The organism is Enterococcus sp. B2E4 (genome assembly GCF_030499455.1).
Classification (GTDB): Bacteria; Bacillota; Bacilli; order Lactobacillales; family Enterococcaceae; genus Enterococcus_D; species Enterococcus_D casseliflavus.
Genome location: NZ_JAUKPK010000005.1, coordinates 1 through 24,882, shown reverse-complemented (window position 1 = coordinate 24,882; position 24,882 = coordinate 1). Strand labels below are relative to the sequence as shown.

The window sequence follows — 24,882 nt, the reverse complement described above, 5'->3', positions numbered from 1 at the left end:
ATAGAGGCAATTAGCCGCCGATGGTTGATTGAGTAAATTGAACCACTGTACCATAGGCAAAGATCTCAAGGTAGGTTTTGTCGCCTTCGACGATGCGGTCATGTTCGAAATGACAGTTGATCACTGCATTCGCTCCGTAGCTGTGGGCGGTTTCTTTTAAGCGATAGGTCACATCTGCCAACAGGTCGTTCAAATTCACAGATGTATCAAATAGATCTACTTCGATTTTGTCTGCCGCAAAGACGATATCCCGCACGACGTAAGGCCGATTCACGTTTCCTGTCGATAAAATGATTTCTTTAATGCGAGCAGCGCTGTTTGATGATTTGATGGTTTCCATAATAGATCCCTCTTTTCTTATTCTTTGCTTTTATTTTAAAGGTTTTTGCGGACAGATGCAAAATTTAAAAGTTTTTGAAGGAAGCTTGCGACTCACGCAAAAATGTGCTAATCTATTTCCAGAATTTAATTGACAAGCAGTCAAAGTGCTAAGTCTACTCGTTTTTATTGATTTTCAATCAATTTGACGGGTGGAGTGGGCACTTTTTTTATGTGAAAAAATAGGAGGAGCAAGCAACATGGCGAATATAACGCAAGAATTTGATACGATTGCCGCGATTTCCACCCCGCCAGGCGAAGGGGCCATCAGTATTGTGCGATTAAGCGGGGAAGAAGCGATCGCAATTGCGGATCGGATTTTTCAAGCAGGCACTAAAACCCTCGCCCAAGTCCCTAGTCATACGATCCATTATGGTCATATCATAGACCCAGAAGAAAACCGTTTGATGGATGAAGTGATGCTATCAGTGATGAAAAAGCCGCGGACCTTTACCCGAGAAGATGTCGTCGAGATCAACTGTCACGGCGGGATCGTTGTCGTCAATCAACTCTTGCAGCTGGTTTTACGACAAGGCGCACGGTTGGCTGAGCCGGGAGAATTCACGAAGCGGGCCTTTTTAAACGGACGGGTTGACCTTTCTCAAGCCGAGGCGGTGATGGACCTGATTCGTGCCAAGACCGATAAGGCGATGAATCTCGCAGTCAATCAGCTGGATGGCAATCTTTCCCACTTGATTCGGACCTTACGCCAAGAGATTTTAGAGACGCTGGCGCAAGTTGAAGTGAATATCGATTACCCTGAATACGATGATGTGGAAGAATTGACGACTTGCTTATTGCTAGAAAAAGCCACGATGGTCAAAGGGCAGATCCAAGCCTTATTAGCGACTGCCCAACAAGGAAAAATTTTGCGAGAAGGTTTGAGTACTGCGATCATCGGTCGGCCGAATGTCGGTAAATCCAGCTTATTGAACCATTTATTAAGGGAAGAAAAAGCCATCGTGACAGACATTGCTGGTACGACTCGAGATGTCATTGAAGAGTATGTCAATGTTCGCGGGGTACCGTTGAAACTGATCGATACGGCTGGTATCCGCGAAACAGAAGATATCGTTGAAAAAATCGGGGTCGAACGCAGCCGCAAAGCATTGGCAGAAGCGGAGTTGATTTTGCTGGTTCTCAACCAAAGCGAAGGATTGACCCAGGAAGACAAACAATTGCTGGAGCTAACTGCTGGCAGCCGTCGGATCATCTTATTGAATAAGACCGACCTTGAGCCAAAACTAGCGACCGCTGAATTAGCGCAGTACGCAGCAGATGAACCGATTTTTTCTGTCTCTGTGTTGACGAGTGAAGGCTTGGATCAACTGGAACAAGCCATTGCCGATCTATTCTTTGGGGGGAAGACCACTGATAAGGATGCTTCCTATCTTTCTAACACCCGCCACATTGCCTTATTAGAAAATGCCGTTCAGTCGTTGTCTGAGGTCATCCAAGGGATCGAAGCAGGAATGCCTGTCGACTTGGTTCAAATCGATATGACACGCTGCTGGGACTATCTAGGGGAAGTTGTCGGCGACAGTGTCCAAGATGAGTTGATCACCCAATTGTTCAGTCAGTTTTGTTTAGGAAAATAAAGAATGCGCCACTGGCGTAAAAAGGAGAACACCATGCAAGAATATCAAGCAGAAAGTTATGACGTGATCGTTGTTGGTGCCGGTCATGCCGGATCAGAAGCTGCCTTAGCAGCCAGCCGAATGGGAGCAAAAACCCTCTTGCTGACCATTAACTTAGACATGGTCGCATTCATGCCTTGTAATCCCTCCGTCGGCGGACCAGCAAAAGGCGTCGTGGTGCGCGAAATCGATGCTTTAGGCGGAGAAATGGGCAAAAATATCGACAAAACCTACATCCAAATGCGGATGCTCAATACAGGAAAAGGTCCCGCTGTGCGGGCCTTGCGGGCGCAAGCCGATAAACATGCCTATGCGGCTGAAATGAAACGAACGATCGAAAAAGAAGCCAATCTGACACTGCGCCAAGGAATCGTTGAAAAGCTGATCGTTGAAGAAGGCGAATGCCGTGGCGTCGTGACCTCTACAGGCGCTCGTTACCAAGCCCAAGCTGTAGTGATCACTGCGGGAACAGCGTTGCGAGGAGAGATCATCATTGGAGAGTTGAAGTATTCTTCTGGACCAAACAACTCCCAGCCATCGATTGGACTAGCCGATCATTTGAAAGAGCTTGGCCTAGAGATCGCTCGTTTTAAAACGGGTACACCACCGCGGGTGAAATCCAGCACCATCAACTATGAGGTAACGGAGATCCAGCCTGGCGATGAACAACCGAATCACTTTAGTTACAGCACACCCGATGAAGCCTACAATCAAAACCAAGAACCTTGCTGGTTGACCTATACGAACGAAGGGACGCACCAAATCATCAACCAGAATTTACACCGGGCGCCGATGTTTACAGGGATCGTCGAAGGAGTAGGTGCCCGTTATTGCCCATCTATCGAAGACAAAATCGTGCGTTTTGCAGACAAATCTCGTCACCAACTGTTCTTGGAACCAGAAGGGTTGGACACCGAAGAAGTGTATGTTCAAGGGCTTTCTACTTCTATGCCAGAAGATGTCCAAGTCCAAATGCTGCATTCCATCGCAGGTTTAGAAAAAGCGGAAATGATGCGGACGGGCTACGCCATTGAATATGATGTCGTGGTGCCTCATCAATTGCGTCCAACATTAGAAACCAAAGTCATCGAAAACCTCTTTACGGCAGGACAAACCAACGGAACCAGCGGCTATGAAGAAGCGGCCGGTCAAGGCTTGATTGCAGGCATCAACGCTGCTTTGAAAATTCAAGGCAAAGAACCCTTCATTATGAAACGCAGCGACGGTTATATCGGTGTGATGATCGATGATTTGGTGACCAAAGGAACCAATGAACCTTACCGCTTATTGACCTCTCGTGCTGAATACCGCTTATTGCTGCGTCATGATAATGCGGATCTGCGTTTGACCGAAGTGGGACATCAAATCGGGCTCGTCCCAGAAGGACAATACGAAGCGTATGTAGCGAAAAAAGAAGCTGTTGAAGCAGAAATCAAACGTTTATCTAAGATCCGCATCAAACCAACGCCAGAAGTACAAGCGTATTTGACTGCTAAAGGGACGGCTACCTTGAAAGATGGCGTTTTAGCAAATGAATTCTTGCGTCGGCCTGAAGTGACGTATGCCGAAATGCTACAATTTATCGAAGCCAATGAAGCATTGAAGCCAAAAGAGATCGAGCAAGTCGAGATCCAAATCAAATACGAAGGCTATATCAAAAAAGCCCTCGAAAAAGTGGAGAAACTCAAACGGATGGAAGCCAAACGCATTCCTGAAAACATCGACTATGCCGCTATCAATGGCTTGGCAACAGAAGCCAAACAAAAACTGCAAAAAATCCAACCCGAAACCATCGCCCAAGCGAGCCGTATCAGCGGAGTAAACCCAGCAGATATTAGTATTTTGATGGTGTATATCGAGCAAGGGAAGATTGCAAAGGTTAACTAAAGACGGTTAATATTCTTTGAAAAACCAATTTATAAATGTAAATAGAGTGTCAAAAGCCCGCTGCGAAAACAATTCGCAGCGGGCTTTTTGTCTTAATAATTGGGTTATTCCACTTTTTCAATCGTAGTGGTTCCCCAATTCATGATGTTGCTGAGATGGACATAGCCATCGTACAAATTCAAGAAAATCGAGAAGGCACAGACGATATAGATCAATACATAAAAATTATTGGCTTTTTTGTTACGCCATAAAACAAAGCCATCTAAGATCAGTCCTAAAGGAAAAAGAAAGGAGCCGATTCCAGCTAACAGTAGCAAGAGCAGACTTTCATCTTTATCTGCTGCCATCGTTCTTTGGAGTAACGACAATTTTTCTTTCTTGTCGTTGATTTCTTGATTGTTGGTTTCGATCCGCTCTTTTAAGGCTTCGTTCTCACGTAAAAGCTCATCGATCGAGACTTGGTAGAGATCGCTCAACAAAATCAAATTCTCAATATCTGGATAGCCGCGCCCATTTTCCCATTTTGAAATCGACTGGCGTGAAATCTGTAATTTTTCTGCGACTGCTGTTTGCGACAATCCCGAAGACTCGCGACAGCTTTTTAATTGTTCTGCTAAAGCCAATGTATGCTCCTATCTGCTATTTAACAACTAGCTTCCCATTTGAGATCGTGGTTACGACACTCCCATTGGTAGTGATTATACCTGCTTTTTGCTTAAACGTACAGGTGGCTTTGGTGGACGTGTGAGTTAATGAACTAGAAGTGATACTTCCTCTGTGAGCAACTAAACTTAAATTCGAAGTGCCTGTAAATTGATTGCGGCTATTGACCGTTACATTATAACTAGCGGTCCAATTACCGGCGGATGTTTTTGACACACGATACGTTCCCGCTGCCAGATTTGCTCGGAATGACGGCAATTTTTCAATGGTCAAAATCACCTCATTGCCTTCTTCATCTACCGTGATCAGCTGCTCATAGGGACTATCTGATGCTAGGTCATAAACGAGTTCTGGTTCTTCCACTGTCTGGGCGGCAGCTGGGAGAGCAAAGAGGAAACAAAGAAAAATAAACGGCACAAAAAATAATTTTTTCACAAACACCACTCCTTGTACTTTTGATAATTCAAGTATACAAGGTTTATTTAGTTAAAGAAAGCACAAGCTAGTTTACAGGGGTAACGGATGGTTCACAACTGTTGCTAGATCAGCATTTCATAGGTTTATTTTTTAGGATGTCGAGAAATTTTAAAAGTGATGGTTCATTCAAAAGGTCTTCGTTTTTTAGGTTTCTGACAACGAACCGCTGCTTTTTAAAAGAAACGTCAAAGAAGCGGTTGCTTTAGTTTTAATCAAACCTAGCTGTGAAAGGAAACAAAAAAGCGAAAGAGTAGGCAACGTTTCGCGCCGATAAAACGACAAAGGTAAGACCTCCTTCCGCTTTTTTGCAGCCAATTTTATTCTCTCAAATCAATATCCTTTTGATGGTCGCCGTCTTTTTTATAAACGTTCACCACGGATTCTTTGTTTTCGGCGATTTCTTTGGCACGGGCGATGGCATCTGCCTTCTTGTCGAAATGGTCACTGGCACGTTTCGCCCCTTTGGAACGGACTTGCCATTGGTCGTCTTCATACACAACTTCTACATCCGCATCCATTAATTTTTCCGCATTCTTATTGGTTTGATGAGTATCGTCTTTTTGCGGATTTTTTTCTTTCTGAAAAGCTTTCTTCTCCTCTTCATCTGCATTGTCATACCATTTTTCTGCTTGACTCGTGGCGATCGGGATTGCCCGATCATCAGAATAGCCATCGGCTAGCAGGGCATTGGCGATATCGATCGCTTTTTTACGAACTAAGGGGTCTAGATTCTTCATTGACGCAGGATAATCACGGACATTCCAAGGCATTGTTTGTTTCCTCCTTTTTCTTGATCCAAGGTCATTTTCTTAGAGGTTCCCTTTTACAGGTACTACCAGTTACTACTTATTAGTTTACCCCCTTCTATAAAAAAGGGAAATTATTTGATTTCTGGTCAAAAATGGGGGCACTTTCTTTTTTCATTTTCTAATAAACGAGGATTTATTTTTGTTAACAAAGCGTTATATTTCCCAAAAAAAAATGAATGGTTTAGAATTTTATTATAGAGAAAAGGAGGACGTAAGAATGAGTGAACCTATTTTGACTGATCCACGGGAACTTTATCACACGGGTAAATACAGCAAACAGGAACAAGATACGCCTGCTTTACAAGAAGAAATGCGACCAAAACCTGATTGTGGTGAAGAATCTTATGAGGGAAGTCAGCAGTTAGAAAACCGGCGAGTACTGATCACCGGTGGGGATTCTGGGATCGGACGTGCAGCAGCGATTGCCTTCGCCCGTGAAGGAGCAGACATTGCCCTACACTTTTTCCCAGGAGAAGAAGAAGATGCCGAAGAAGTTGCAGGGTACATCAAAGAAGCTGGGCGCAAAGTGATCTTGCTACCCTATGACCTGCGAGACGAAGCGGCACCACAAGAGATCGTTGACAAAGCGGTGGCAGCATTAGGTGGGTTAGATACATTAGTATTGAACGCAGCACAGCAAATCACGCGGCCATCGATTGCAGAATTACCGATTGAACAAGTGAAAGATACCTTTATGGTAAATATTATCTCAATGTTTGCATTAGTCAAAGCTGCTGAGCCGCACTTACCGGCTGGGGGAGCGATCGTGACAACAACTTCTGTCCAAGCCTTTAGTCCAAGTGCCCATTTAATGGATTATGCGGCAACCAAATCGGCGATCGCTAGTTTTACAGTCAGCTTGGCGAAACAATTTGCTGAAAAAGGAATTCGCGTCAATGGGGTAGCCCCAGGACCGATCTGGACACCATTACAGTTAGATCATGGCCAACCGCAAGACCAGCTGCCTGAATTTGGTCAGCAAGCGTTACTTGAGCGGGCAGGACAACCAGCTGAGCTGGCACCTGTCTATGTCTTTTTAGCTTCGAATAAAGCTAGCTATGTGACAGCACAGATTTATGGTGTTACCGGCGGAGAAGCCATCAACTTGTAAGCTTATCAAAAATTGGAGAAAAAGGAGGAGGTGTCCTATGAGTAAAGGGTGGAAAATCGTATCAATTATCGTTTCGTTGATCTTTATCACTGTCTTATTACCAATCGTATTAATGAGTAATCCTTATATGCAGCTGCCATTTGGTTTGGACAGCAGAGGCAATGTCGTCACGTATTTCTTTGACAACTTGTTTATGCGTCAATATATGTTTTGGGTAGCTGTTGTCTTGATCGCCTTATTCTTGATCGTGATCTTAGTCGTGCTTTTTTATCCAAAAACCAAAACGACCTTTGTTTTGAAAGAGGATAAGGGCGCATTGACGATCGATAAGAAAGCAATCGAAGGACTTGTACGTACGAAAGTAAATGAAAAAGAATTTGTTGAAGGACCAAAAGTTCATGTCAAGGCGACCAAAAATCGAATTTTGATTAAAATCAAAGGACGCTTGAAACGAACGTCTGCCTTAGTCGGAAAAACCGAAAACTTAATGGCGGAAATCCAACAAGATGTCCAACGAGTGCTTGGTTCAAGTGAGAAAGTCAAAGTCGAAGTCAACTACGCGAATTTTGAACAAAATGAGACTCCGGAAAACCCGCGAGTAGAATAGGAGGGCTATGATGAACGAACTACAACAATACAAAATCCCATTGATTTTTGGAGCAATCGGCCTTGTTCTGGCTGTGTTGTTTGTAACGATCGGTTTTTTCAAAACATTGCTGATTCTACTCCTAACAGGTTTGGGTTTTGCGTTAGGATTGTATCTCCAACGTACCGGTATCATCGACGAATTTTTTAACCAACAATAACGCATTTTAATAGGAGGAATTTTTAATGAATAACGATAAAAACGAATTAAACAATGATAAAAAAGTCAGCGCACATCCAGATCCAGTGGTTCCTAACACCAATCATCAAGCAAATGAAAATGCGATTCCAATGACTGAAGCACCAGATCCAGTGGTACCAAATGCTGAAAAAGCAGTAGCAGGACAACAAAACGGACCAAAACCAGGGGATCATCCAGCACCAGGAAATCCAAATCCAGCAGGACATCATCCAGCACCGCCAAAACTTGGCCACAACGATTTTGAAGGACCAACTGGCGACGCACCTGTTCATGGTTCATTGACCTATGATGACAAAGTGATCCAAAAAATCATCGGGATCGCATTAGAACACGTGGATGGTCTGTTGACGGTCGATGGTGGTTTCTTCTCTAACATTGCGGAAAAATTAGTCAATACAGACAATGTGACGGCGGGCATCAATACCGAAGTAGGGAAAAAACAAGTAGCCGTTGATTTAGATATCGTGGTTGAATATGACCGCAACATCCCAGAAATCGCTGACCAAGTCAAAGAAGTCATCCAAAAAGAAGTAACGACAATGACCCAATTAGAAGTGATCGAAGTCAACATCAATGTTGTAGATGTAAAAACGATCGCTGAATACGAAGAGGAACAAGAAACGGTTCAAGACAAAGTATCGTCAGCTGCATCTAAAACCGGTGACTTTGCTTCACGTCAAACCAACAAAGCCAAACATGCGGCTTCCCGCGCGTCTGATCGTATCGAAGAATACAACGAGCCTCGGGTGAAATAAAAAAGTTTCATATGAAACAAAAACAAGCATTGATCCTGTGATCAATGCTTGTTTCTTTGAGAAAAAAGCTGACCAGCAAGGTTGGCAGTCTCGCTGGTCAAGGAAAAATGAAAAAAGTTTTTTGGATTGAAATGAGTATAATTCCCATGCCTTAAACCAACCTTAAAGCCCCAGTTAAAAAATGGTAAATTCTCCTAGAAAGCAATGTCTGGCTATTGCATCACATTGCTTTTTGCGTTAAAGTAGGAACTAGTCTGTGAAACATTTTTCTGTTTCACAAAATAGAAAGGATTCGTTATGCTACCTGAAGAATTTCATGAAGAATTACGCAAAAACGGGATCGTTTTAACCGAAGAACAAATGGAAAAATTCGCTGTCTATTTCGAGCGTTTAGTCGAATGGAATCAGAAGATGAATCTAACCGCAATCACGGAAAAATCAGAAGTGTATTTGAAGCATTTCTACGATTCTGTTTCCTTAGCTTTTGAAACCGCCTTTGACCCGCAAAGTCATTTGTGTGATGTCGGTTCAGGTGCTGGCTTTCCAAGTATTCCACTAAAAATCGTGTTTCCTGAATTAGAAGTGACGATCGTCGACTCTTTAAATAAGCGCATCACCTTTTTACAAACCCTTGTGACGGATCTACAATTGGAAAATGTCCACTTGTACCATGACCGTGCAGAAACATTTGGTCAAAACCCGCAATTTCGTGGGCAATTCGATTATGTGACCGCTCGTGCGGTTGCCCGTTTAAATGTGTTAACGGAACTCTGTGTGCCATTGGTGAAAAAAGCAGGCTATTTTTATGCGCTCAAAGCTGCCAAAAGCGAGGAAGAACTGGTTGAAGCCAAACCAGCCATCTCACTCTTAGGCGGCAAATTTATTGAAGAAAAAAGCTTTACCTTACCGGTCAGCGGCGATGAACGCCATCTTTTGATCATTCAAAAGAAAAAAGAAACGCCAAAGAAATACCCCCGCAAACCGGGAATGCCAGCGAAACAACCAATCAAATAGGAGGAAAATCAATGGCCCGTATTATTTCTGTTGCAAACCAAAAAGGCGGCGTAGGCAAAACCACCACAACGGTGAACCTAGGTGCGTCCTTAGCATTTGTCGGCAAAAAAGTGTTACTCGTAGATATTGATGCCCAAGGCAACGCCACAAGCGGTGTCGGCATTCGCAAACCAGATGTGGAACAAGACATCTATGATGTATTAGTCAATGAAACACCGATCGTTGAAGCGATTTTACCTAGCAGTCGGGAAAACTTGGATATCGTTCCAGCGACGATCCAATTAGCTGGTGCGGAAATTGAATTGACCTCCATGATGGCACGGGAATCTCGATTGAAATCGGCTTTGAATGAAATCAAAGAACAATACGATTATATCTTTATCGATTGCCCGCCATCTTTAGGTCATTTGACGATCAATGCCTTTACCGCCAGTGATTCGATTTTGATCCCAGTCCAATGTGAGTACTATGCATTAGAAGGGCTGAGCCAACTATTGAATACCGTGCGTTTAGTACAAAAACATTTTAACCCTGAGTTAGAGATCGAAGGGGTCTTACTGACGATGTATGATGCCCGTACGAACTTAGGCGCGGAAGTCGTGGAAGAAGTTCGCCGCTATTTCCAAGAAAAAGTATATGAAACCATTATTCCGCGGAATATCCGGTTGTCTGAAGCACCTAGTCATGGATTGTCGATCATTGATTATGATCCACGCTCAAAAGGAGCCGAAGTCTATCAGACGTTAGCAAAGGAAGTGTTAGCCCGTGAAGAATAAAGGGAAAGGATTAGGGCGTGGGATCGATGCGTTGTTTCAAGACCTGCAAGGGTTAGAAGAAGTCGATATCAAGACAGAAAAAGTCGTTGAACTGCCTTTAAACGAATTAAGACCCAACCCTTATCAACCGCGAAAAACCTTTGATGAGCTTTCATTACAAGAACTAGCCAATTCGATCCAGCATTCGGGGGTCTTTCAACCGATCATCGTGCGGCAATCATCCGTCAAAGGCTATGAGATCATTGCTGGTGAACGGCGGTTTCGAGCATCCAAACTAGCTGGCAAGGAAACGATCCCAGCCATCATCCGCAATTTTGATGAAGAAGCGATGATGCAAGTCGCCGTTTTAGAAAACTTGCAGCGGGAAGATTTGAATCCTTTAGAAGAAGCAGAAGCTTATGACATGCTGATGAAAAACTTGAAATTGACCCAAGCACAAGTCGCTGAACGTTTAGGGAAAAGCCGCCCGTATATCGCCAATTATTTGCGGTTGCTGTCCTTGCCGAAACTCGTCAAAGAAATGGTTCAAGATGACCGTTTGTCTATGGGGCAAGCCCGGACATTATTAGGCTTGAAAAACAAAGAACAGATCTTAAAATTAGCCAATCGTTGTGTCAAAGAAAATCTGACAGTCCGCCAATTAGAACAAATGGTCGCTGAGATGAACGACACGAAAAACGAAAAGAAAAAAGTTCCGCGTCTGATTCGGGAAAAACCTTACTATTTACGAGAAAGCGAAGAACGGTTGATGGATAAATTCGGCACGAATGTTGAGATCCGCGAAAAAGAAGGCAAAGGCAAAATCGAGATCGAATACCTGTCACAAAAAGATTTAACCCGTATTTTAGATTTATTGAACATTCAATTTGATGAAGCTTGAGGTGATAAAGATGTATGATCTTGGGGATATTGTCGAAATGAAAAAACCGCATGCCTGCAAAGCCAATCGTTGGGAAATCATCCGCATGGGGGCAGACATCAAAATAAAGTGTACGAATTGCGGCCACATCGTCATGATGACGCGCCGAGAATTTGATAAAAAGATGAAGAAAATCCTAGAAAAAAAAGAGAAAGAGTGAAGTGAAGCATGGCGTTAACTGCCGGAATCGTTGGATTGCCAAATGTGGGCAAATCTACTTTATTTAATGCAATAACCAAAGCAGGAGCAGAAGCCGCAAACTATCCGTTTGCGACGATCGATCCGAATGTAGGAATGGTGGAAGTGCCAGATTGGCGCTTACAGCGTTTAACAGAATTAGTTCGTCCGAAAAAGACGGTCCCAACCACCTTTGAATTTACGGATATTGCTGGAATCGTCCGCGGTGCCAGCAAAGGGGAAGGATTAGGTAACCAATTTTTGAGCCATATCCGCCAAGTGGATGCGATCTGTCATGTCGTTCGTTGTTTCGACGACGACAACATCACCCACGTGGAAGGCCGCGTGGACCCATTAGCTGATATCGACACCATCAACTTGGAGTTGGTTTTAGCAGATTTAGAATCCGTCAACAAGCGCTATACTCGGGTCGCAAAAATTGCTAAAACCAAAGACAAAGATGCGGTTGCGGAATTGGCCGTTCTTGATAAAATCAAACCGGTCCTAGAAGAAGGGATCTCAGCTCGTTCGATCGAATTTACAGATGAAGAACAGCGCATCGTCAAAAGTTTGTTTTTACTAACGACCAAACCAGTTTTATACGTTGCCAACGTAGCAGAAGAAGACGTGGCAGACTATGAAACCAATGACTATGTCAACAAAGTGAAGGAATTTGCAGCGAGCGAAAATGCGGAAGTGATCGTCATCAGTGCTCGTGCCGAAGAAGAGATCGCTGAGCTGGAAGAAGAAGACAAAGCAGAGTTTTTAGAAGCATTAGGAATTGAAGAATCAGGGTTGGATCAATTGATTCGTGCTGCCTATGATTTACTGGGTCTAGCAACGTACTTTACCGCTGGTGAACAAGAAGTGCGTGCGTGGACGTTCCGTAAAGGCATCAAAGCACCGCAAGCAGCGGGGATCATCCATACGGACTTTGAGCGCGGCTTTATTCGTGCGGAAACTGTTTCCTTTGAAGATCTGAACCAATACGGCACGATGCAAGCGGCCAAAGAAGCCGGTCGGGTACGTTTGGAAGGAAAAGATTATGTCGTGCAAGATGGCGACGTGATGTTGTTCCGTTTTAACGTATAAAGGGCTTTCTTCCTAGTGAATTTGTGGTAAAATGTCCATTGTGAAGAAAACGCAGAAGGGAGAATCAATTCATGGAACCAGAAACTCTGCGAAATTATGTTTCCGAAAATCGTGAATTAGAACAACAATTAACAAAACGAAACCAACAATATATATTTGATTTAAAAAAATCGCTAGAGGCAGCCAACCTTTCTGAAGAAGAAAAAACGATTGCCTTGCATGAGATGCTGCCTGTCTTAGTCAAAGAACAAAAAGGCGGCAAAACAGCCCGCCAATTATTTGGTACAGTGTCTGAACGCACCGAAGCCATCATCAACAAACCCGTTGAGCAAAAAGAATCCGGCCCCTTCTTGATGTGGTTGGATAACACCTTGCTGATTTTAGGGATCTTTGGCTTGATGTTAGGGGTCATGGGGATCTTTACTAGAGGTCAAGCACAACCTTATGGCTTATTGACCCTCTTCTTGATGGCGATGCTTGCTGGTTGGGTCTTCTACTTGATGTACAAATACATGTATCAATATGAACGCCCAGGTGCCGATAAGAGCAAACGGCCGAAGATGTGGAAGATCATTTTGATTTTAGTCGCAGCCTTCATGCTATGGATCGTTGTGATCTCGCTTTCTGCGATGATCCAACCACCATTGAATCCACAAGTGGATCCTGTGATCGAAGCCTTGATCGGGGCAGTGGCATTAGCCGCGAAGTACTACTTGAAACGCAAATACAATATCATCAGCAGTCTGTCTGTTCCTAGAGGCTGATGGCTACACGTTGATCGTGCGCCTTCTTTTGTTAAAAAAGACCGTACGATCAGCGTGTTTTTTTAGAAAAAATGCCGAATTATGAGATTTGACCAAAGGTTTGAAGAGGATTATTAAGAAAGCTTTCCGAATGGTTGACTTATGAAAAAATCTTTGCTATTTTTTTTAAAATACCTAAAAACTTTAAGGAGTGGTTACAAAAATGTCCAACTGGGAAACCAAATTTGTAAAAAAAGGGTTAACGTTTGATGATGTCTTATTGATTCCGGCAGAAAGTCACGTCTTGCCAAATGACGTGGATATGAAAGTGCAGCTTGCCCCGAATATTACACTAAATATTCCAATCATAAGTGCCAGTATGGATACCGTAACTGATAGTAAAATGGCGATCTCAATGGCGCGTCAAGGCGGACTTGGTGTAATTCACAAAAACATGAGTATCGCAGCGCAAGCAGACGAAGTGCGCAAAGTAAAACGTTCTGAAAGCGGCGTGATCATCGATCCGTTTTTCTTAACACCGAGCCACTTAGTTGCTGATGCAGAACATTTGATGAGCAAGTACCGCATCAGCGGGGTACCGATCGTAGAAACGATGGAAAACCGCAAATTAGTCGGTATCATCACGAACCGCGACATGCGTTTTGTCACGGATTATACGATGCCGATCAATGATGTGATGACCAAAGACCAATTGATCACAGCACCTGTCGGTACGTCGTTGAAAGACGCTGAAAAAATCTTACAACAACACAAGATCGAAAAATTACCGATCGTTGATGAAGCTGGGATCTTAAGCGGTTTGATCACTATCAAAGATATTGAAAAAGTGATCGAATTCCCGAATGCAGCCAAAGACACGCATGGACGCCTATTAGTGGCAGCAGCAGTCGGCGTTACCAGCGATACCTTTGAGCGAGCACAAGCATTATTGGATGCAGGCGTGGACGCGATCGTTATTGATACTGCCCACGGACACAGTGCCGGTGTTTTACGCAAAATCTCTGAAATTCGTGCCCATTTCCCAGAAGCGACATTGATTGCGGGAAATGTTGCCACTGCAGAAGGCACGAAAGCATTGTATGATGCTGGTGTCGATGTCGTAAAAGTCGGGATCGGTCCAGGTTCGATCTGTACTACTCGGGTGGTAGCCGGTGTCGGAGTTCCTCAATTGACTGCGATCTATGATGCAGCCTCTGTGGCACGTCAATACGGAAAAGCAATCATTGCTGATGGTGGGATCAAATACTCTGGGGATATCGTCAAAGCTTTAGCAGCTGGCGGACATGCCGTAATGCTAGGCAGCATGTTGGCAGGAACCGATGAATCACCAGGTGAATTTGAAATCTACCAAGGCCGACGCTTCAAAACGTACCGCGGAATGGGTTCACTGGGGGCAATGGAAAAAGGCTCCAGCGACCGTTACTTCCAAGGTGGCGTAAACGAAGCCAACAAATTGGTTCCAGAAGGCATTGAAGGGCGTGTCGCTTATAAAGGCAGCGTTTCTGATATCATCTTCCAAATGATCGGCGGGTTGAAATCAGGGATGGGTTATGTCGGTGCTGGCAATCTACAGCAATTACGTGATGAAGCACAATTCATCCAAATGAGCGGCAACGGACTAAAAGAATCACATCCCCACGATGTTCAAATCACGAAAGAAGCACCAAACTACTCTGTAAAATCATAAAATGTTTCACGTGAAAACCAACGCCCCCTCTGTTCAAAAGCGGACAGAGGGGATTATTTGTTCAAAAAAGGACGTCACTCTCAGCTATATAGGCAAGAGTGGCGTCCTTTTCTTTAAAATCGCTGCTGGATGATCAGCAAATCGCTTTAGCAGCAGCTTATTCGTTTGATTTCAACGCATCGATCATGTTGACATGAGTCAGTTTCACATGGGTGACGTACATCACGATGATCGTAAAGAGAATCGTCATGCCGCCGGCTAAAGCATAGGCCGGCCAATTGATCACTAATGGAAAGACCATGTTTTCCATCGAAGCTTGGATCAAAATAAAGTCAGTCAAGAAGTAACCTACCAAGTAACCTGCGAGAATCCCAAATAACGTAAAAACGATATTTTCCCGTACGATGTACATGGTGACTTCTTTATTGTAAAACCCTAATACTTTAATAGTAGAAAGCTCGCGAATCCGCTCGGAAACATTGATGTTGGTCAAGTTATACAAGACGACAAAGGCTAATGCCCCTGATAGTACAACTAAGATCAAGACAATGGAGTTCAAGTTGCCCATCGAATCATCCTGCATTTTGATCTGAGTGGAAAGGAACGTCGTGTTTTTGACTTTGTCGGTATCTAACAAGGCTGTTGATAAAGCTTCCTCTTGTTTTTTCGTCATCGTCTTGCTTTTGACTAAGAACGCATTCGGTTCAAAGGTACTGTCGGTGATTTCTTCGTAAAGAGTCGGTGACAGATACAGAGAATTGCCTAAATAGTTTTCTGCGATGCCGCTGATAGGTACTTCAAAGGCTTCTTGATCGCTAGTATAGAAGGTCAATGTATCGCCAACCTGCAGATCATACAATTCTGCGTATTTCATAGTCAGCACGGCGCCTTCTGTTAATGGCAGCTTCTGCCCTTCCGTCGTTTTCAAATGGACATAGTCGGTAAAAGCTTCTTGATCTGCCGGAACCATCAAGGTCAAACTTTGTTTTCCTTGGTTAGCTGGTCGAATCTCGATCGTTTCATTGTAGACTAGCATCGAATGGGTCACAAGAGGATCGTCTGTTAAAACCGTTTCAGCGGCAGCAACGGTTTCTTCCTTCGCATCATTTAAGGTCACGACGGCTTGATAATCCGTAATGGGCCCAAATTGTTTCGCAGTCACAGCACTTAAGGAATCTTTCAACCCAACGCCTGCCACCATCAGTCCCGTACAGCCGGCGATGCCAATGATTGCCATGATCATTCGCGATTTGTAGCGGAAGATGTTACGGAAGCTGACTTTTTGATTGAAGCTTAAACGTGACCATAAGGGGGTAATGGCCTCTAATAAAATCCGTTTCCCAGGTTTTGGCGCGCGAACTTGCAGTAGCTGGGCAGGTTTTTCCCGCAATTCTTTGATCAAAACAAAGAGGCAAGCACCGAGCGTCGCCAGTAAAAAGGCGATCGCGGCCAAAATAATTGGCGACCAGACATAATAGACGCGAATACCGTCTAAAAGATACCGTTCGCTGGATAGAAAATAAATCAAACGCGGCAACAGTTCCGTCCCTAATACGGCACCACTGATAATGCCAATGGCCGAAGACAGGAGGGCATAAATCAAATATTTAAGGGAGATCTCGACTTTGCCATAGCCCATCGCTTTTAAGGTCCCGATCTCTTTGCGGTTTTCTTCTACCATCCGCGTCAGTGTCGTAAAGGTGATCAACGCAGCGATAAAGAAGAAGAAGACAGGGAACACATTGGCGATTGCTGCGATACGATCAGACAGCCCACCATATTCTTGGAAACCGGGGTTATCTTTGCGTTGGTTGTAAAGATACGTAGGTTCTGCCAAGTCTTCGATCTCTGTACGTTTTTCTGCCAGTGTTTGTTGGGCATCGGTTAGTTCTTGTTGCTGTTCCTCTAATTGGGTTTGCTGCTGTGTCAATTCTTCTTCCCCAGCGGTCAATTGGCCTTCGAGGGCTGCTTGTTGTACGGGCGGCAGCTGTGCCAGGGCGGCTTGCTGTTGTTCTAGTTCCGCTTTGGCCTGATCCAGTTGGGCTTGTCCATCAGCTAACTGTTTTTGTCCATCGCGGACTTCTTTTTCTGCAGGCGCTAATTCATCAAAAGCATCTTGCTGAATTTCTGCTAAGCGTTCTTTAGGGCGATCCGCAAACAGTTCCTCAATCGTTTCTTGATGGGCTGCCATCTTGTCGGTGTACGCATCGGAGTATGTTTCAAGGCCTGCGACATCATCAAAGGCGAGATAAAGGATCGATTTGACCTCCATCTTGAACTGTTCTTCCGGCACATAAGCAAAATACGTCACGACACCGCTGCCGACATTCGCATAGCCACGTTCGGCAGCACTGATATAAATGGGAGAGGTGGCGAACCCAACGATCGTATAGTCTTTGTCCGACAGATTATCGGCATCATCGATCGTAAAAGTATCCCCTATTTGCCAGCCATAATTTTTTGCTTCGGTGTCCAGCACGATTTCATCGGCTTTTTCTGGCAGTCGGCCGTCCTTCACCAGTAGCTGGTTGAGTTCCTGTGAGGGATCATAAGAGGTCACTTGCACGACTTCATCTGAATTGGCAGCGTAATAAAATTGATAGGCGGCTTCTGTGTGCGCACCGCTTTTTTCCGCCGCATCAATGTCGTCCTCCGTCAATCCCAGCGTGGAAGTGACTTGCAGATCTGCTAAATGCTGACCGTTGACATATTCACTCGCGGAATGATTCAGGATCGGTCCCGTCGCTTTGACACCGACAAAGAGAAACGTTCCTAAAAAAATGATCAAGGTGATTGCGATAAAGCGACCTTTTGATTGGCGAATCTCCCGCAAACTTGCTTTAAGATAGGTTTTATTTTTCATCAGATCCTCCTACCAAACGATTTCATCGATCGAGATTGGATGAGGATTCTCTTCAATGGAACGGACGGTGGCATCGTTGATATGGATCACCCGATCGGCGATCGGGGCAATGGCGCTGTTATGGGTAATGATCAACACCGTATTGCCGTTTTTCCGACTGGCGTTTTGCAAAAGCTTCAACACTTGTTTGCCTGTTTCAAAATCCAGCGCACCGGTTGGTTCATCGCATAATAGCAATTTCGGGTTTTTGGCTAACGCCCGAGCGATCGATACCCGCTGCTGTTCCCCACCAGAGAGCTGCGAAGGAAAGTTGTTTTTACGGTTTTCTAACCCGACTTGTGCTAAGACTTCATCAGGATCGAGTGCATTCGGTGAGACTTCTGTTGCCAATTCAATGTTTTCTTTCGCTGTCAGGTTCGGCACCAAATTATAAAACTGGAAGACGAACCCGACGTCTTTGCGGCGGTATTCCGTCAGCTGTTTGTCGTTAAACTTCGCGATATCGACATTGTCGATAATGATTTGTCCTTCATCTGGCGAATCCATCCCACCTAAAATATTCAAAACGGTCGATTTTCCTGCACCACTGGGGCCAAGGATCACCACTAATTCGCCTTCTTCAATGGCAAAGGAAAGATCGTTGTTGGCAGTGATGGTGGTTTCGCCCATCTGATAGCGTTTATATTCATTCTTTACTTCAACATAACTCATTAATAAAGCCTCCATTTTTTAAACACGTGTTGATTTAATCACATGGTGTTAGTATACTAAGAAAGAAAAGTAAGAGCAATCCTCAATGCTTACGTATTTGTCATTAAATAGACAAATATTGATCAAATGTACAGAGAAAAGGGGAAACGATATGGTGGGGACTGTGGGGAATCGTCGAACGATCTACTCGAAAAAAGTGATCCGACGCGCCTTTCAGGAGTTATTGTTGGAAAAAGAGTACCGCAAAATCACGATCAAAGAGATTGCGGAACGAGCCGATATCAACCGAGGAACATTTTATAAATATTATAAGGATACGGCCGCGTTGTTGGAGGAGATCGAAGGGGAGCTCGTTGAGCAGATCGCATCGAACTTGCAGCAGGAAAATTTGTCATTGGATCTTTGGTTGGAAAAGCTGTTGACGATTTTGTATGAGAATCCTAGTACGACCCATTTGATTTTGTTAAACAACAGCCATTTGCTGAATCTTTTGTTGTCAGAGATCAAACCGGAGACCTTGAAACGGTTTGCCCAATACTTTCAAGATGCTTCCGAGGAAGAATTGGAACTGTGTCTTAGCTTTTTTGTCTGCGGGTCTATCGGGTTGATCGAACGCTGGCTCAAAGATTTCTCAACGATGCCGCCAAAAGCTGTCGCTGAACTGTTGATCCAAATTTTTGTGACCAATGTGTATGAGGAAAAGAAGGGCTAAAAAAAGAGGGAACGATCCGATAACCAAAAAGGAACGCAGCAAGAGACAATTTGCTGCGTTCCTTTTTTTATTTAGTCAACGAGGCGCTCGTCGTTCATCCCAAAGTATTGATGCAATGGTTTTTGCCGTGCTTCTAATAATTGATCGACAGTCACGAATTCGTAGCCTTCGTTTTTGAGCATTTTAATGACTCCCGGTACGGCTTTCACAGATTTCGGGTGAATATCATGGATCAAGATCATGGCACCATTAAAGACATTTTGTTGCACCAAGGCATTGATCTTCTTCGGATCCTTCAATTTCCAGTCTTGAGAATCGATGTCCCATTGAATGATCGGCATGCCAATGGTTTCTGCGCTTTGTTTGTCGATAGCGCCATAAGGGGGCCGTAAATTTCTAGGTAGTAAACCCGTCGCATTATAAATGGCTTTGTTGGTTTTTGTGACTTCTGCCTGCAAATCTTCCGCTGAAAGAGTATTCAGCTGCGGATGAGAGTAAGAATGACTGGCGATCTCGTGTCCAGCTTCTTGGACTTTTTTAGCAGCTTGCGGATATTGCTCTACCATTTGTCCCAGCATAAAGAAGGTCGCTTTGACATCATTTTCTTGTAAGATGTTCAACAGATCCATGGTGGAGGTACTGTTAGGTCCATCATCAAAGGTCAATGCCACGTATTTTTTATTGGGGTCTAAACTTGGCAAGGCATTGTTGAGTTGGTCAGCAGCCACGAGATCAGGATCAATGAATGGGGCGATCTCGCTGTAAGGCAGGGTGATTTCCGTCGCTCCCGTCTGATTTTTTGGCAATTCGATGGTCAGCTTCTCTGGATCGTAAGTAAATTTCGAATCGAAGGTGATCCGCTCCATGGCCAAGACGGCGTCGATGATTTTGGCGGGTTCTTTGGCTTGATCCAGCAGTTTCTGCTGAATGACTTGTTGAATACCTAATAAGCTGCCTTCATCAGGAACCAGTTCTTTCAAAGACAATTCGGTTTGCGTCTTCTCTGATACGAAGATCGGTGCATCCGTTAGGCTGTCCGCATCTTCAAAACGTCCGGTTTCTCGATTCCACACATAGCTGTCGGCTTTCAATGAATAAGTAGACACCTTTGAAGCCGCTGCTTGTGCTTGGATGCGGGCAACGGTGACGACTTCTTTATTCGTTTGTTTTTTACGCAAGTGATCAGCGGCTTGTGTCAACCGTTCTTTGATATCTTTGATGGGAAACGTATCAAGGTCTTGCGGGCGGTAGATCAATTCTTTGGTTGCGCCTTTGGAGAGCACTTCAGGCGTTGTTTTTAACCCATTTTGACTTTGTTCTGCTTGGATTGATGCCAGTAATTTCTCCGCAGCCGCCTCATATTTTTCTTGGGCTGCGACTTCTTGCTGGTGTAACGTGTAAAGGACTGAGCCAGCCGTCGCGATCAAAACGATCAATAATAAGGCGAATAAGGAAAAAATTGCTTTTCGATACGGCTTCTTTCTCGAGGGTGGTCCTTTCGGTCTTTCTTCAGCTGACGCTGTTCGTTTTTGATTATTGTTTGGTTTCTTGTGCAAGTCACTCCGACGGGCATAGGTCTTTCGTTCGGGCATTGGTGAAGCTCCCTTCATTCCATCCTAAATTATGCCCACGTTACCATAAGTCACAGGTACTTTCAACGATCATGCCCGGTTTCTGATAGAGACTTAAAAAGATGAAGGGATTTTTCTAATTATTCATTTAAAAATTACAGCCTTGTTGCGTTGTTTCTCTTGCAAGAAATGATCAAGGGCGTTAGGGGGTCTTTTGCAACCACTATCTATTAGGTGAACTAGAAACCCCCTTCGTAACAGATCACGTGGAGTGACTGTTACGAAGGGGGTGCAATTAAGGGTGCTAAGGCTTAGGCTTTTTCGATTTTTGTCAGTCCGCCCATGTAAGGAACCAGAACTTCTGGTACCGTTACACTGCCGTCTTCGTTTTGATAATTTTCAAGCACTGCGGCTACTGTCCGACCGACAGCCAGACCAGAACCATTTAGTGTATGCATGTAGTGAATCTTGCCCTCTTGATCGCGGTAACGGATCATGGCACGGCGTGCTTGGAAATCTTCACAGTTTGAGCAAGAGCTGATCTCACGATACATTTCCTGAGCAGGGATCCATACCTCTAAATCATAGGTCTTCGCCGCAGAAAAGCCCATATCTCCTGTACACAAGCTAAGCACTCGGTAAGGTAAGTTGAGTTTTTGCAAAATATCTTCGGCATTAGCCGTCATCTTTTCTAATTCTTCATAAGAATGGTCAGCATCACTGAATTTCACCATTTCAACTTTATTGAATTGGTGCAGACGAATCAAGCCGCGGGTATCACGACCAGCGCTGCCAGCTTCTGAACGAAATGATGGGCTCAAGGCAGTGAAGTAGGCAGGGAGCTGTTCTTGTTCTAAGATCTCCCCTTGATAGTAATTGGTCAAAGGTACTTCAGCAGTTGGAATCAAAGTCAAATCCGTGTCTGCCAATTGGAAAACATCTTCTTTGAACTTTGGAAATTGCCCCGTGCCAAACATTGCTTGGCTATTGACGATATAAGGGGTGATCATCTCGGTATAGCCATGCTCATAGACATGCTGATCCAGCATGAAGTTGTATAAGGCACGTTCCAAACGAGCACCTAAGCCTTTGTAGTAAACAAAGCGGCTGCCAGAAACTTTGGCGCCCCGCTCAAAGTCGAGGATCCCCAACTCTTCAGCGATCTCCCAATGGGGTTTTGGTTCAAAGGCAAAGGCTTTTGGTTCTGCCCAGCGGCGGATTTCTACATTGTCGTCTTCATCCTTGCCCACTGGAACAGAATCATTTGGCAAATTCGGCAATGTCGTGGCGATCTGTTTGATGTCTTCATCAATTTGAGCGATCTCTTCATCCAATTGCTTGATTTGGCTGCCGACTTCTTTCATTTGGGCAATTTTATCTGCCGCGTCTTCTTTTGCCCGTTTCAAGGCAGCGATCTCACCAGAAACATCGTTGCGCAATTTCTTGCGTTCTTCCGTTTGGACTAAGAGTTCTCTGCGACGTTCGTCAAGCGTTAAAAAGCGGTCCAATACTTCTTTTTGCACGCCTCGTGTTGCGAGTTTGCTTTGTACTTCAGCAAAATTTTGGCGAATCATTTTTACATCTAACATAGTGATACATCCTCCTTTGATTTTTCCATAGAAAAAAGGCCATTCCGATCCCGTGTTGCTTGGGACGAAATGACCATTCGCGGTGCCACCCAAGTTCAGCTTGCGCTGCCCTTGCTGCTCGTATCGTGAGCCAACGATTTTTCTTTCGAAAAATACACGTTAAAGAACTGGATTCTATTTTTTCCAACACTGATTTTCACCAACCATCAGCTCTCTTTACTAGATGAAAAAAATATACTAGGTTCTGTGCCTTGATTATTTTCTTTAGCATACCCAAAAAATGTTGGGGCGTCAACCATAGGTTTGTGTGTTGGACAAATTGTTGCGCTTCAACGGGAGATGAATAATAAAGGACGTCCATTCTGGCGTTGATTTGGCATAGATATAGCCTCCATGTAAGGCGACGATGCTTTGAGCGATCGCTAGACCTAAGCCAGTTCCTCCTGTTTCTTGAGAGCGGGATTCTTCCACTCGGTAGAAACGGTCGAATAGAGAATCAAGGGCTTGCTTAGGGATCATCTGCCCATTGTTTTTGACGGTTAAGATCGCTTCGGTTCCGACTTTCTCGACTTCCATGCGGATCTTATCGGCGCCTTTGCCGTATTTCAAGGCATTTGACAGCAGGTTGTTGAAAACTCGCACCAGTTTTTCAGTATCGCCATCCATTTCGATATGTTCTGGACGGGTGTAGGTTTCGATCTTGATGCCTTTTCGGCTAGCTTCTAATTCAAAGTCCGCCGCCAATTGTTCAACCAGCTGGGCCATATCAAATTCCATCACATTAATGGGCACGCTAGGCTGACGCACTTTCGTGTATTCAAACAAATCATCGACGAGGGATTTCATTTGTTTGGCTTTGACATACGCCGTATGAGTATATTTCAGCAATTCTTCTTCCGAATGGTATTGCCGGTCTTCAATTAGACCTAAGTAGCCGATGATCGAAGTCAATGGTGTCCGAATGTCATGACTGACATTGGTGATCAACTCATCTTTGGATTGCTCGATCCGCCGTTCATCTTCGATCGCCGCCACCGTACTGTCGACTAAGCCATTGATATTAGAAACGATCCGACTTAAATCGCCCCGTAACTCGAAGGGGATGCGATGATCGTAGTTGCCTTCTGCGATAAAGTGCAGCTCGCTGATAATGTGACGTAGCTGCATTTGATGGTAACGACGAATCAAACGCCAATATAAGACGATCACATCTAATAGGAAGAACATCGGTAGAATGAAGTTGCGACCACTGCGAAAAATATCTGTATTAAAGGCAGCCGTGAACGCATTCTTCGATTCATAGATCGCTTCGACTAAAACCGGTGAGTTTTCTCGTATTGAGGTCAAGATGACCAAAATAGCGACATTTAATAGAAGTAAAAGAACAATCGTTACAATTCCTTCCGCAAATAACTCACTGATTTCCTTTGAGGTCAACGTGATCCGTTTCTTTTTTTCGATTGGTGTGTTGCGCTTTTTTTCAGTTGGTTTACTTCGCATCTATTTTGTAGCCGACCCCCCATACTGTTTGGATGACTTTTTCACCATCCGTGGCTTCTTCGATCTTATCTCGTAAGTGACTGACATGGACCATCACAGTTTTGGCAGAAACGACACTTTCTTGTTTCCAAACTCGTTCAAAAATCTCATCGGCGCTAAAGACACGGTTCGGATGCGATGCTAGTAAGTAGAGGATGCCAAATTCTAATGCGGTCAATTGGATCTCATTGCCATCCACGGTTTTTACTTCATGGGAATCGCGGTTGATGATAAGGGAGCTTACTTCCAGAATCTCTGGTTGATTTGAAGCAGCCTGCATCTTGGTTCTTCTCAATAACGATTTTACCCGTGCCATGACTTCTAATGGATTGAAAGGTTTGGTGACATAATCATCAGCACCGGCGACCAATCCACGAATCTTATCCATATCGGTTGTTTTAGCGGTCAACATAATAATGGGGATTTGGGATTCTTTTCTCAATTCTTTGACGACTTGCATGCCGTCCATTTCAGGCATCATGATATCTAAGATCAATAGCTCGATATCAGAAGTGGTGCGAATCTTGGTCAGTGCTTCTTTTCCATCGTATGCTTTGACCGATTCATAGCCTTCATTGTGTAAGTAAATGCTTAATAGTTCTACGATCTCTTTGTCATCATCTGCTACAAGTATTTTCATACTGGGTCCTCCTAGGAACAATATTCTTTTCTCCATTTTAGCAAATATTCCACAAAATAGATAAAATCATACTTAAATTTATAAGAATGATAGGAATTAAGAAAACACAAAAAGGAAAAAGACGAACGATAGGCTAATAATAACGGAAAAAGTCCTTAAAAAAGGCGGAAATCACGGACTAAAAATCACAAATCATCTTTGGAAACGGAGTAACTAGAAACGTTGGTCTATCAATCATTTTATGGTTGACGAATAGCACAAGTC

At 44.1% G+C, this 24,882-nt stretch carries 24 protein-coding genes and 1 other annotated feature; of the genes, 14 read left to right on the top strand and 10 right to left on the bottom strand.

Going from position 1 to position 24,882, the window contains the following annotated elements; genetic code table 11:
* Positions 1-10 precede the first annotated feature (10 nt).
* On the bottom strand, positions 11-340 hold the full coding sequence (locus tag Q1X33_RS04135; protein ID WP_005226284.1) for a heavy metal-binding domain-containing protein: 330 nt from the start codon (positions 338-340) through the stop codon (positions 11-13).
* A gap of 238 nt (positions 341-578) precedes the next feature.
* On the opposite strand from Q1X33_RS04135, the gene mnmE reads away from it, so the two are divergent.
* Positions 579-1,976, top strand: a complete 1,398-nt coding sequence (gene mnmE / locus Q1X33_RS04130; RefSeq protein ID WP_034868954.1) for a tRNA uridine-5-carboxymethylaminomethyl(34) synthesis GTPase MnmE — start codon at positions 579-581, stop codon at positions 1,974-1,976.
* Positions 1,977-2,009: 33 nt separating this feature from the next.
* Positions 2,010-3,902, top strand: coding sequence for a tRNA uridine-5-carboxymethylaminomethyl(34) synthesis enzyme MnmG (gene mnmG, locus Q1X33_RS04125; protein WP_301969555.1), 1,893 nt, complete (start codon positions 2,010-2,012; stop codon positions 3,900-3,902).
* Positions 3,903-4,006: 104 nt separating this feature from the next.
* Here mnmG and Q1X33_RS04120 read toward each other — a convergent pair whose 3' ends face one another.
* The 3 genes from Q1X33_RS04120 to Q1X33_RS04110 all read right to left on the bottom strand — a co-directional run bounded on the left by Q1X33_RS04120 (position 4,007) and on the right by Q1X33_RS04110 (position 5,812).
* Complete coding sequence (locus tag Q1X33_RS04120) at positions 4,007-4,525, bottom strand: helix-turn-helix domain-containing protein (RefSeq protein WP_005226263.1); 519 nt, start codon at positions 4,523-4,525, stop codon at positions 4,007-4,009.
* A 16-nt stretch (positions 4,526-4,541) separates the two neighbouring features.
* Positions 4,542-5,009, bottom strand: a complete 468-nt coding sequence (locus tag Q1X33_RS04115; RefSeq protein ID WP_005226262.1) for a DUF5626 family protein — start codon at positions 5,007-5,009, stop codon at positions 4,542-4,544.
* 350 nt (positions 5,010-5,359) lie between these two features.
* Positions 5,360-5,812, bottom strand: a complete 453-nt coding sequence (locus Q1X33_RS04110) for a DUF2188 domain-containing protein (RefSeq protein WP_005226261.1) — start codon at positions 5,810-5,812, stop codon at positions 5,360-5,362.
* A gap of 256 nt (positions 5,813-6,068) precedes the next feature.
* Here Q1X33_RS04110 and Q1X33_RS04105 point away from each other — a divergent pair, with 256 nt between their 5' ends.
* The 11 genes from Q1X33_RS04105 (at position 6,069) to guaB (ending at position 14,993) form a co-directional block, all read left to right on the top strand.
* A complete protein-coding gene (locus Q1X33_RS04105) occupies positions 6,069-6,962 on the top strand; it encodes an SDR family oxidoreductase (protein WP_005226260.1) in 894 nt (297 codons plus the stop codon).
* A 37-nt stretch (positions 6,963-6,999) separates the two neighbouring features.
* Positions 7,000-7,569, top strand: coding sequence for an alkaline shock response membrane anchor protein AmaP (gene amaP, locus Q1X33_RS04100; RefSeq protein WP_005226259.1), 570 nt, complete (start codon positions 7,000-7,002; stop codon positions 7,567-7,569).
* A 7-nt stretch (positions 7,570-7,576) separates the two neighbouring features.
* On the top strand, positions 7,577-7,768 hold the full coding sequence (locus Q1X33_RS04095; protein WP_005226258.1) for a DUF2273 domain-containing protein: 192 nt from the start codon (positions 7,577-7,579) through the stop codon (positions 7,766-7,768).
* Positions 7,769-7,793: 25 nt separating this feature from the next.
* A complete protein-coding gene (locus Q1X33_RS04090) occupies positions 7,794-8,564 on the top strand; it encodes an Asp23/Gls24 family envelope stress response protein (RefSeq protein WP_005231764.1) in 771 nt (256 codons plus the stop codon).
* 297 nt (positions 8,565-8,861) lie between these two features.
* A complete protein-coding gene (gene rsmG, locus Q1X33_RS04085) occupies positions 8,862-9,578 on the top strand; it encodes a 16S rRNA (guanine(527)-N(7))-methyltransferase RsmG (protein ID WP_005226256.1) in 717 nt (238 codons plus the stop codon).
* Positions 9,579-9,589: 11 nt separating this feature from the next.
* Positions 9,590-10,354, top strand: a complete 765-nt coding sequence (locus tag Q1X33_RS04080) for a ParA family protein (protein WP_005226255.1) — start codon at positions 9,590-9,592, stop codon at positions 10,352-10,354.
* Complete coding sequence (locus Q1X33_RS04075) at positions 10,344-11,234, top strand: ParB/RepB/Spo0J family partition protein (RefSeq protein ID WP_005226254.1); 891 nt, start codon at positions 10,344-10,346, stop codon at positions 11,232-11,234. Before Q1X33_RS04080 ends, Q1X33_RS04075 begins: the two co-directional genes overlap by 11 nt.
* A gap of 10 nt (positions 11,235-11,244) precedes the next feature.
* On the top strand, positions 11,245-11,433 hold the full coding sequence (locus Q1X33_RS04070; protein ID WP_005226253.1) for a DUF951 domain-containing protein: 189 nt from the start codon (positions 11,245-11,247) through the stop codon (positions 11,431-11,433).
* Positions 11,434-11,441: 8 nt separating this feature from the next.
* Positions 11,442-12,542 carry a redox-regulated ATPase YchF gene (gene ychF, locus Q1X33_RS04065; protein ID WP_005226252.1) on the top strand — a complete coding sequence of 367 codons (1,101 nt, stop codon included), beginning with the start codon at positions 11,442-11,444 and terminating at the stop codon, positions 12,540-12,542.
* Between the two features lie 71 nt (positions 12,543-12,613).
* Positions 12,614-13,306: a DUF1129 domain-containing protein gene (locus Q1X33_RS04060; RefSeq protein WP_005226251.1), complete on the top strand. Its 693-nt coding sequence runs from the start codon at positions 12,614-12,616 to the stop codon at positions 13,304-13,306.
* A gap of 202 nt (positions 13,307-13,508) precedes the next feature.
* On the top strand, positions 13,509-14,993 hold the full coding sequence (gene guaB / locus Q1X33_RS04055; RefSeq protein ID WP_005226250.1) for an IMP dehydrogenase: 1,485 nt from the start codon (positions 13,509-13,511) through the stop codon (positions 14,991-14,993).
* 157 nt (positions 14,994-15,150) lie between these two features.
* On the opposite strand, the gene Q1X33_RS04050 is transcribed toward guaB, so the two are convergent.
* Positions 15,151-17,856 (bottom strand): ABC transporter permease, encoded by a 2,706-nt coding sequence (locus Q1X33_RS04050; protein ID WP_005226249.1) that lies wholly within the window; start codon positions 17,854-17,856, stop codon positions 15,151-15,153.
* Between the two features lie 9 nt (positions 17,857-17,865).
* Complete coding sequence (locus tag Q1X33_RS04045; RefSeq protein ID WP_010748457.1) at positions 17,866-18,567, bottom strand: ABC transporter ATP-binding protein; 702 nt, start codon at positions 18,565-18,567, stop codon at positions 17,866-17,868.
* Between the two features lie 85 nt (positions 18,568-18,652).
* On the opposite strand from Q1X33_RS04045, the gene Q1X33_RS04040 reads away from it, so the two are divergent.
* Positions 18,653-19,279, top strand: a complete 627-nt coding sequence (locus Q1X33_RS04040) for a TetR/AcrR family transcriptional regulator (RefSeq protein ID WP_005226247.1) — start codon at positions 18,653-18,655, stop codon at positions 19,277-19,279.
* A 71-nt stretch (positions 19,280-19,350) separates the two neighbouring features.
* Here the strand turns inward: Q1X33_RS04040 and Q1X33_RS04035 are convergent, their stop codons facing one another.
* The 4 genes from Q1X33_RS04035 to Q1X33_RS04020 form a co-directional block, all read right to left on the bottom strand.
* Complete coding sequence (locus Q1X33_RS04035) at positions 19,351-20,871, bottom strand: polysaccharide deacetylase family protein (RefSeq protein ID WP_270788413.1); 1,521 nt, start codon at positions 20,869-20,871, stop codon at positions 19,351-19,353.
* Between the two features lie 290 nt (positions 20,872-21,161).
* Entirely contained in the window at positions 21,162-22,439 is a 1,278-nt protein-coding gene (serS, locus tag Q1X33_RS04030) for a serine--tRNA ligase (protein ID WP_005226245.1), read from the bottom strand.
* Positions 22,440-22,496: 57 nt separating this feature from the next.
* Positions 22,497-22,700, bottom strand: a binding site (T-box leader).
* Positions 22,701-22,730: 30 nt separating this feature from the next.
* The gene (locus Q1X33_RS04025) at positions 22,731-23,939 is read right to left on the bottom strand and encodes a cell wall metabolism sensor histidine kinase WalK (RefSeq protein ID WP_005226244.1); all 1,209 of its coding nucleotides are present in this window, start codon (positions 23,937-23,939) and stop codon (positions 22,731-22,733) included.
* Positions 23,929-24,618: a response regulator transcription factor gene (locus Q1X33_RS04020; RefSeq protein ID WP_008376963.1), complete on the bottom strand. Its 690-nt coding sequence runs from the start codon at positions 24,616-24,618 to the stop codon at positions 23,929-23,931. The genes Q1X33_RS04025 and Q1X33_RS04020 overlap by 11 nt, the downstream gene beginning before the upstream one ends.
* Positions 24,619-24,882: the final 264 nt, after the last annotated feature.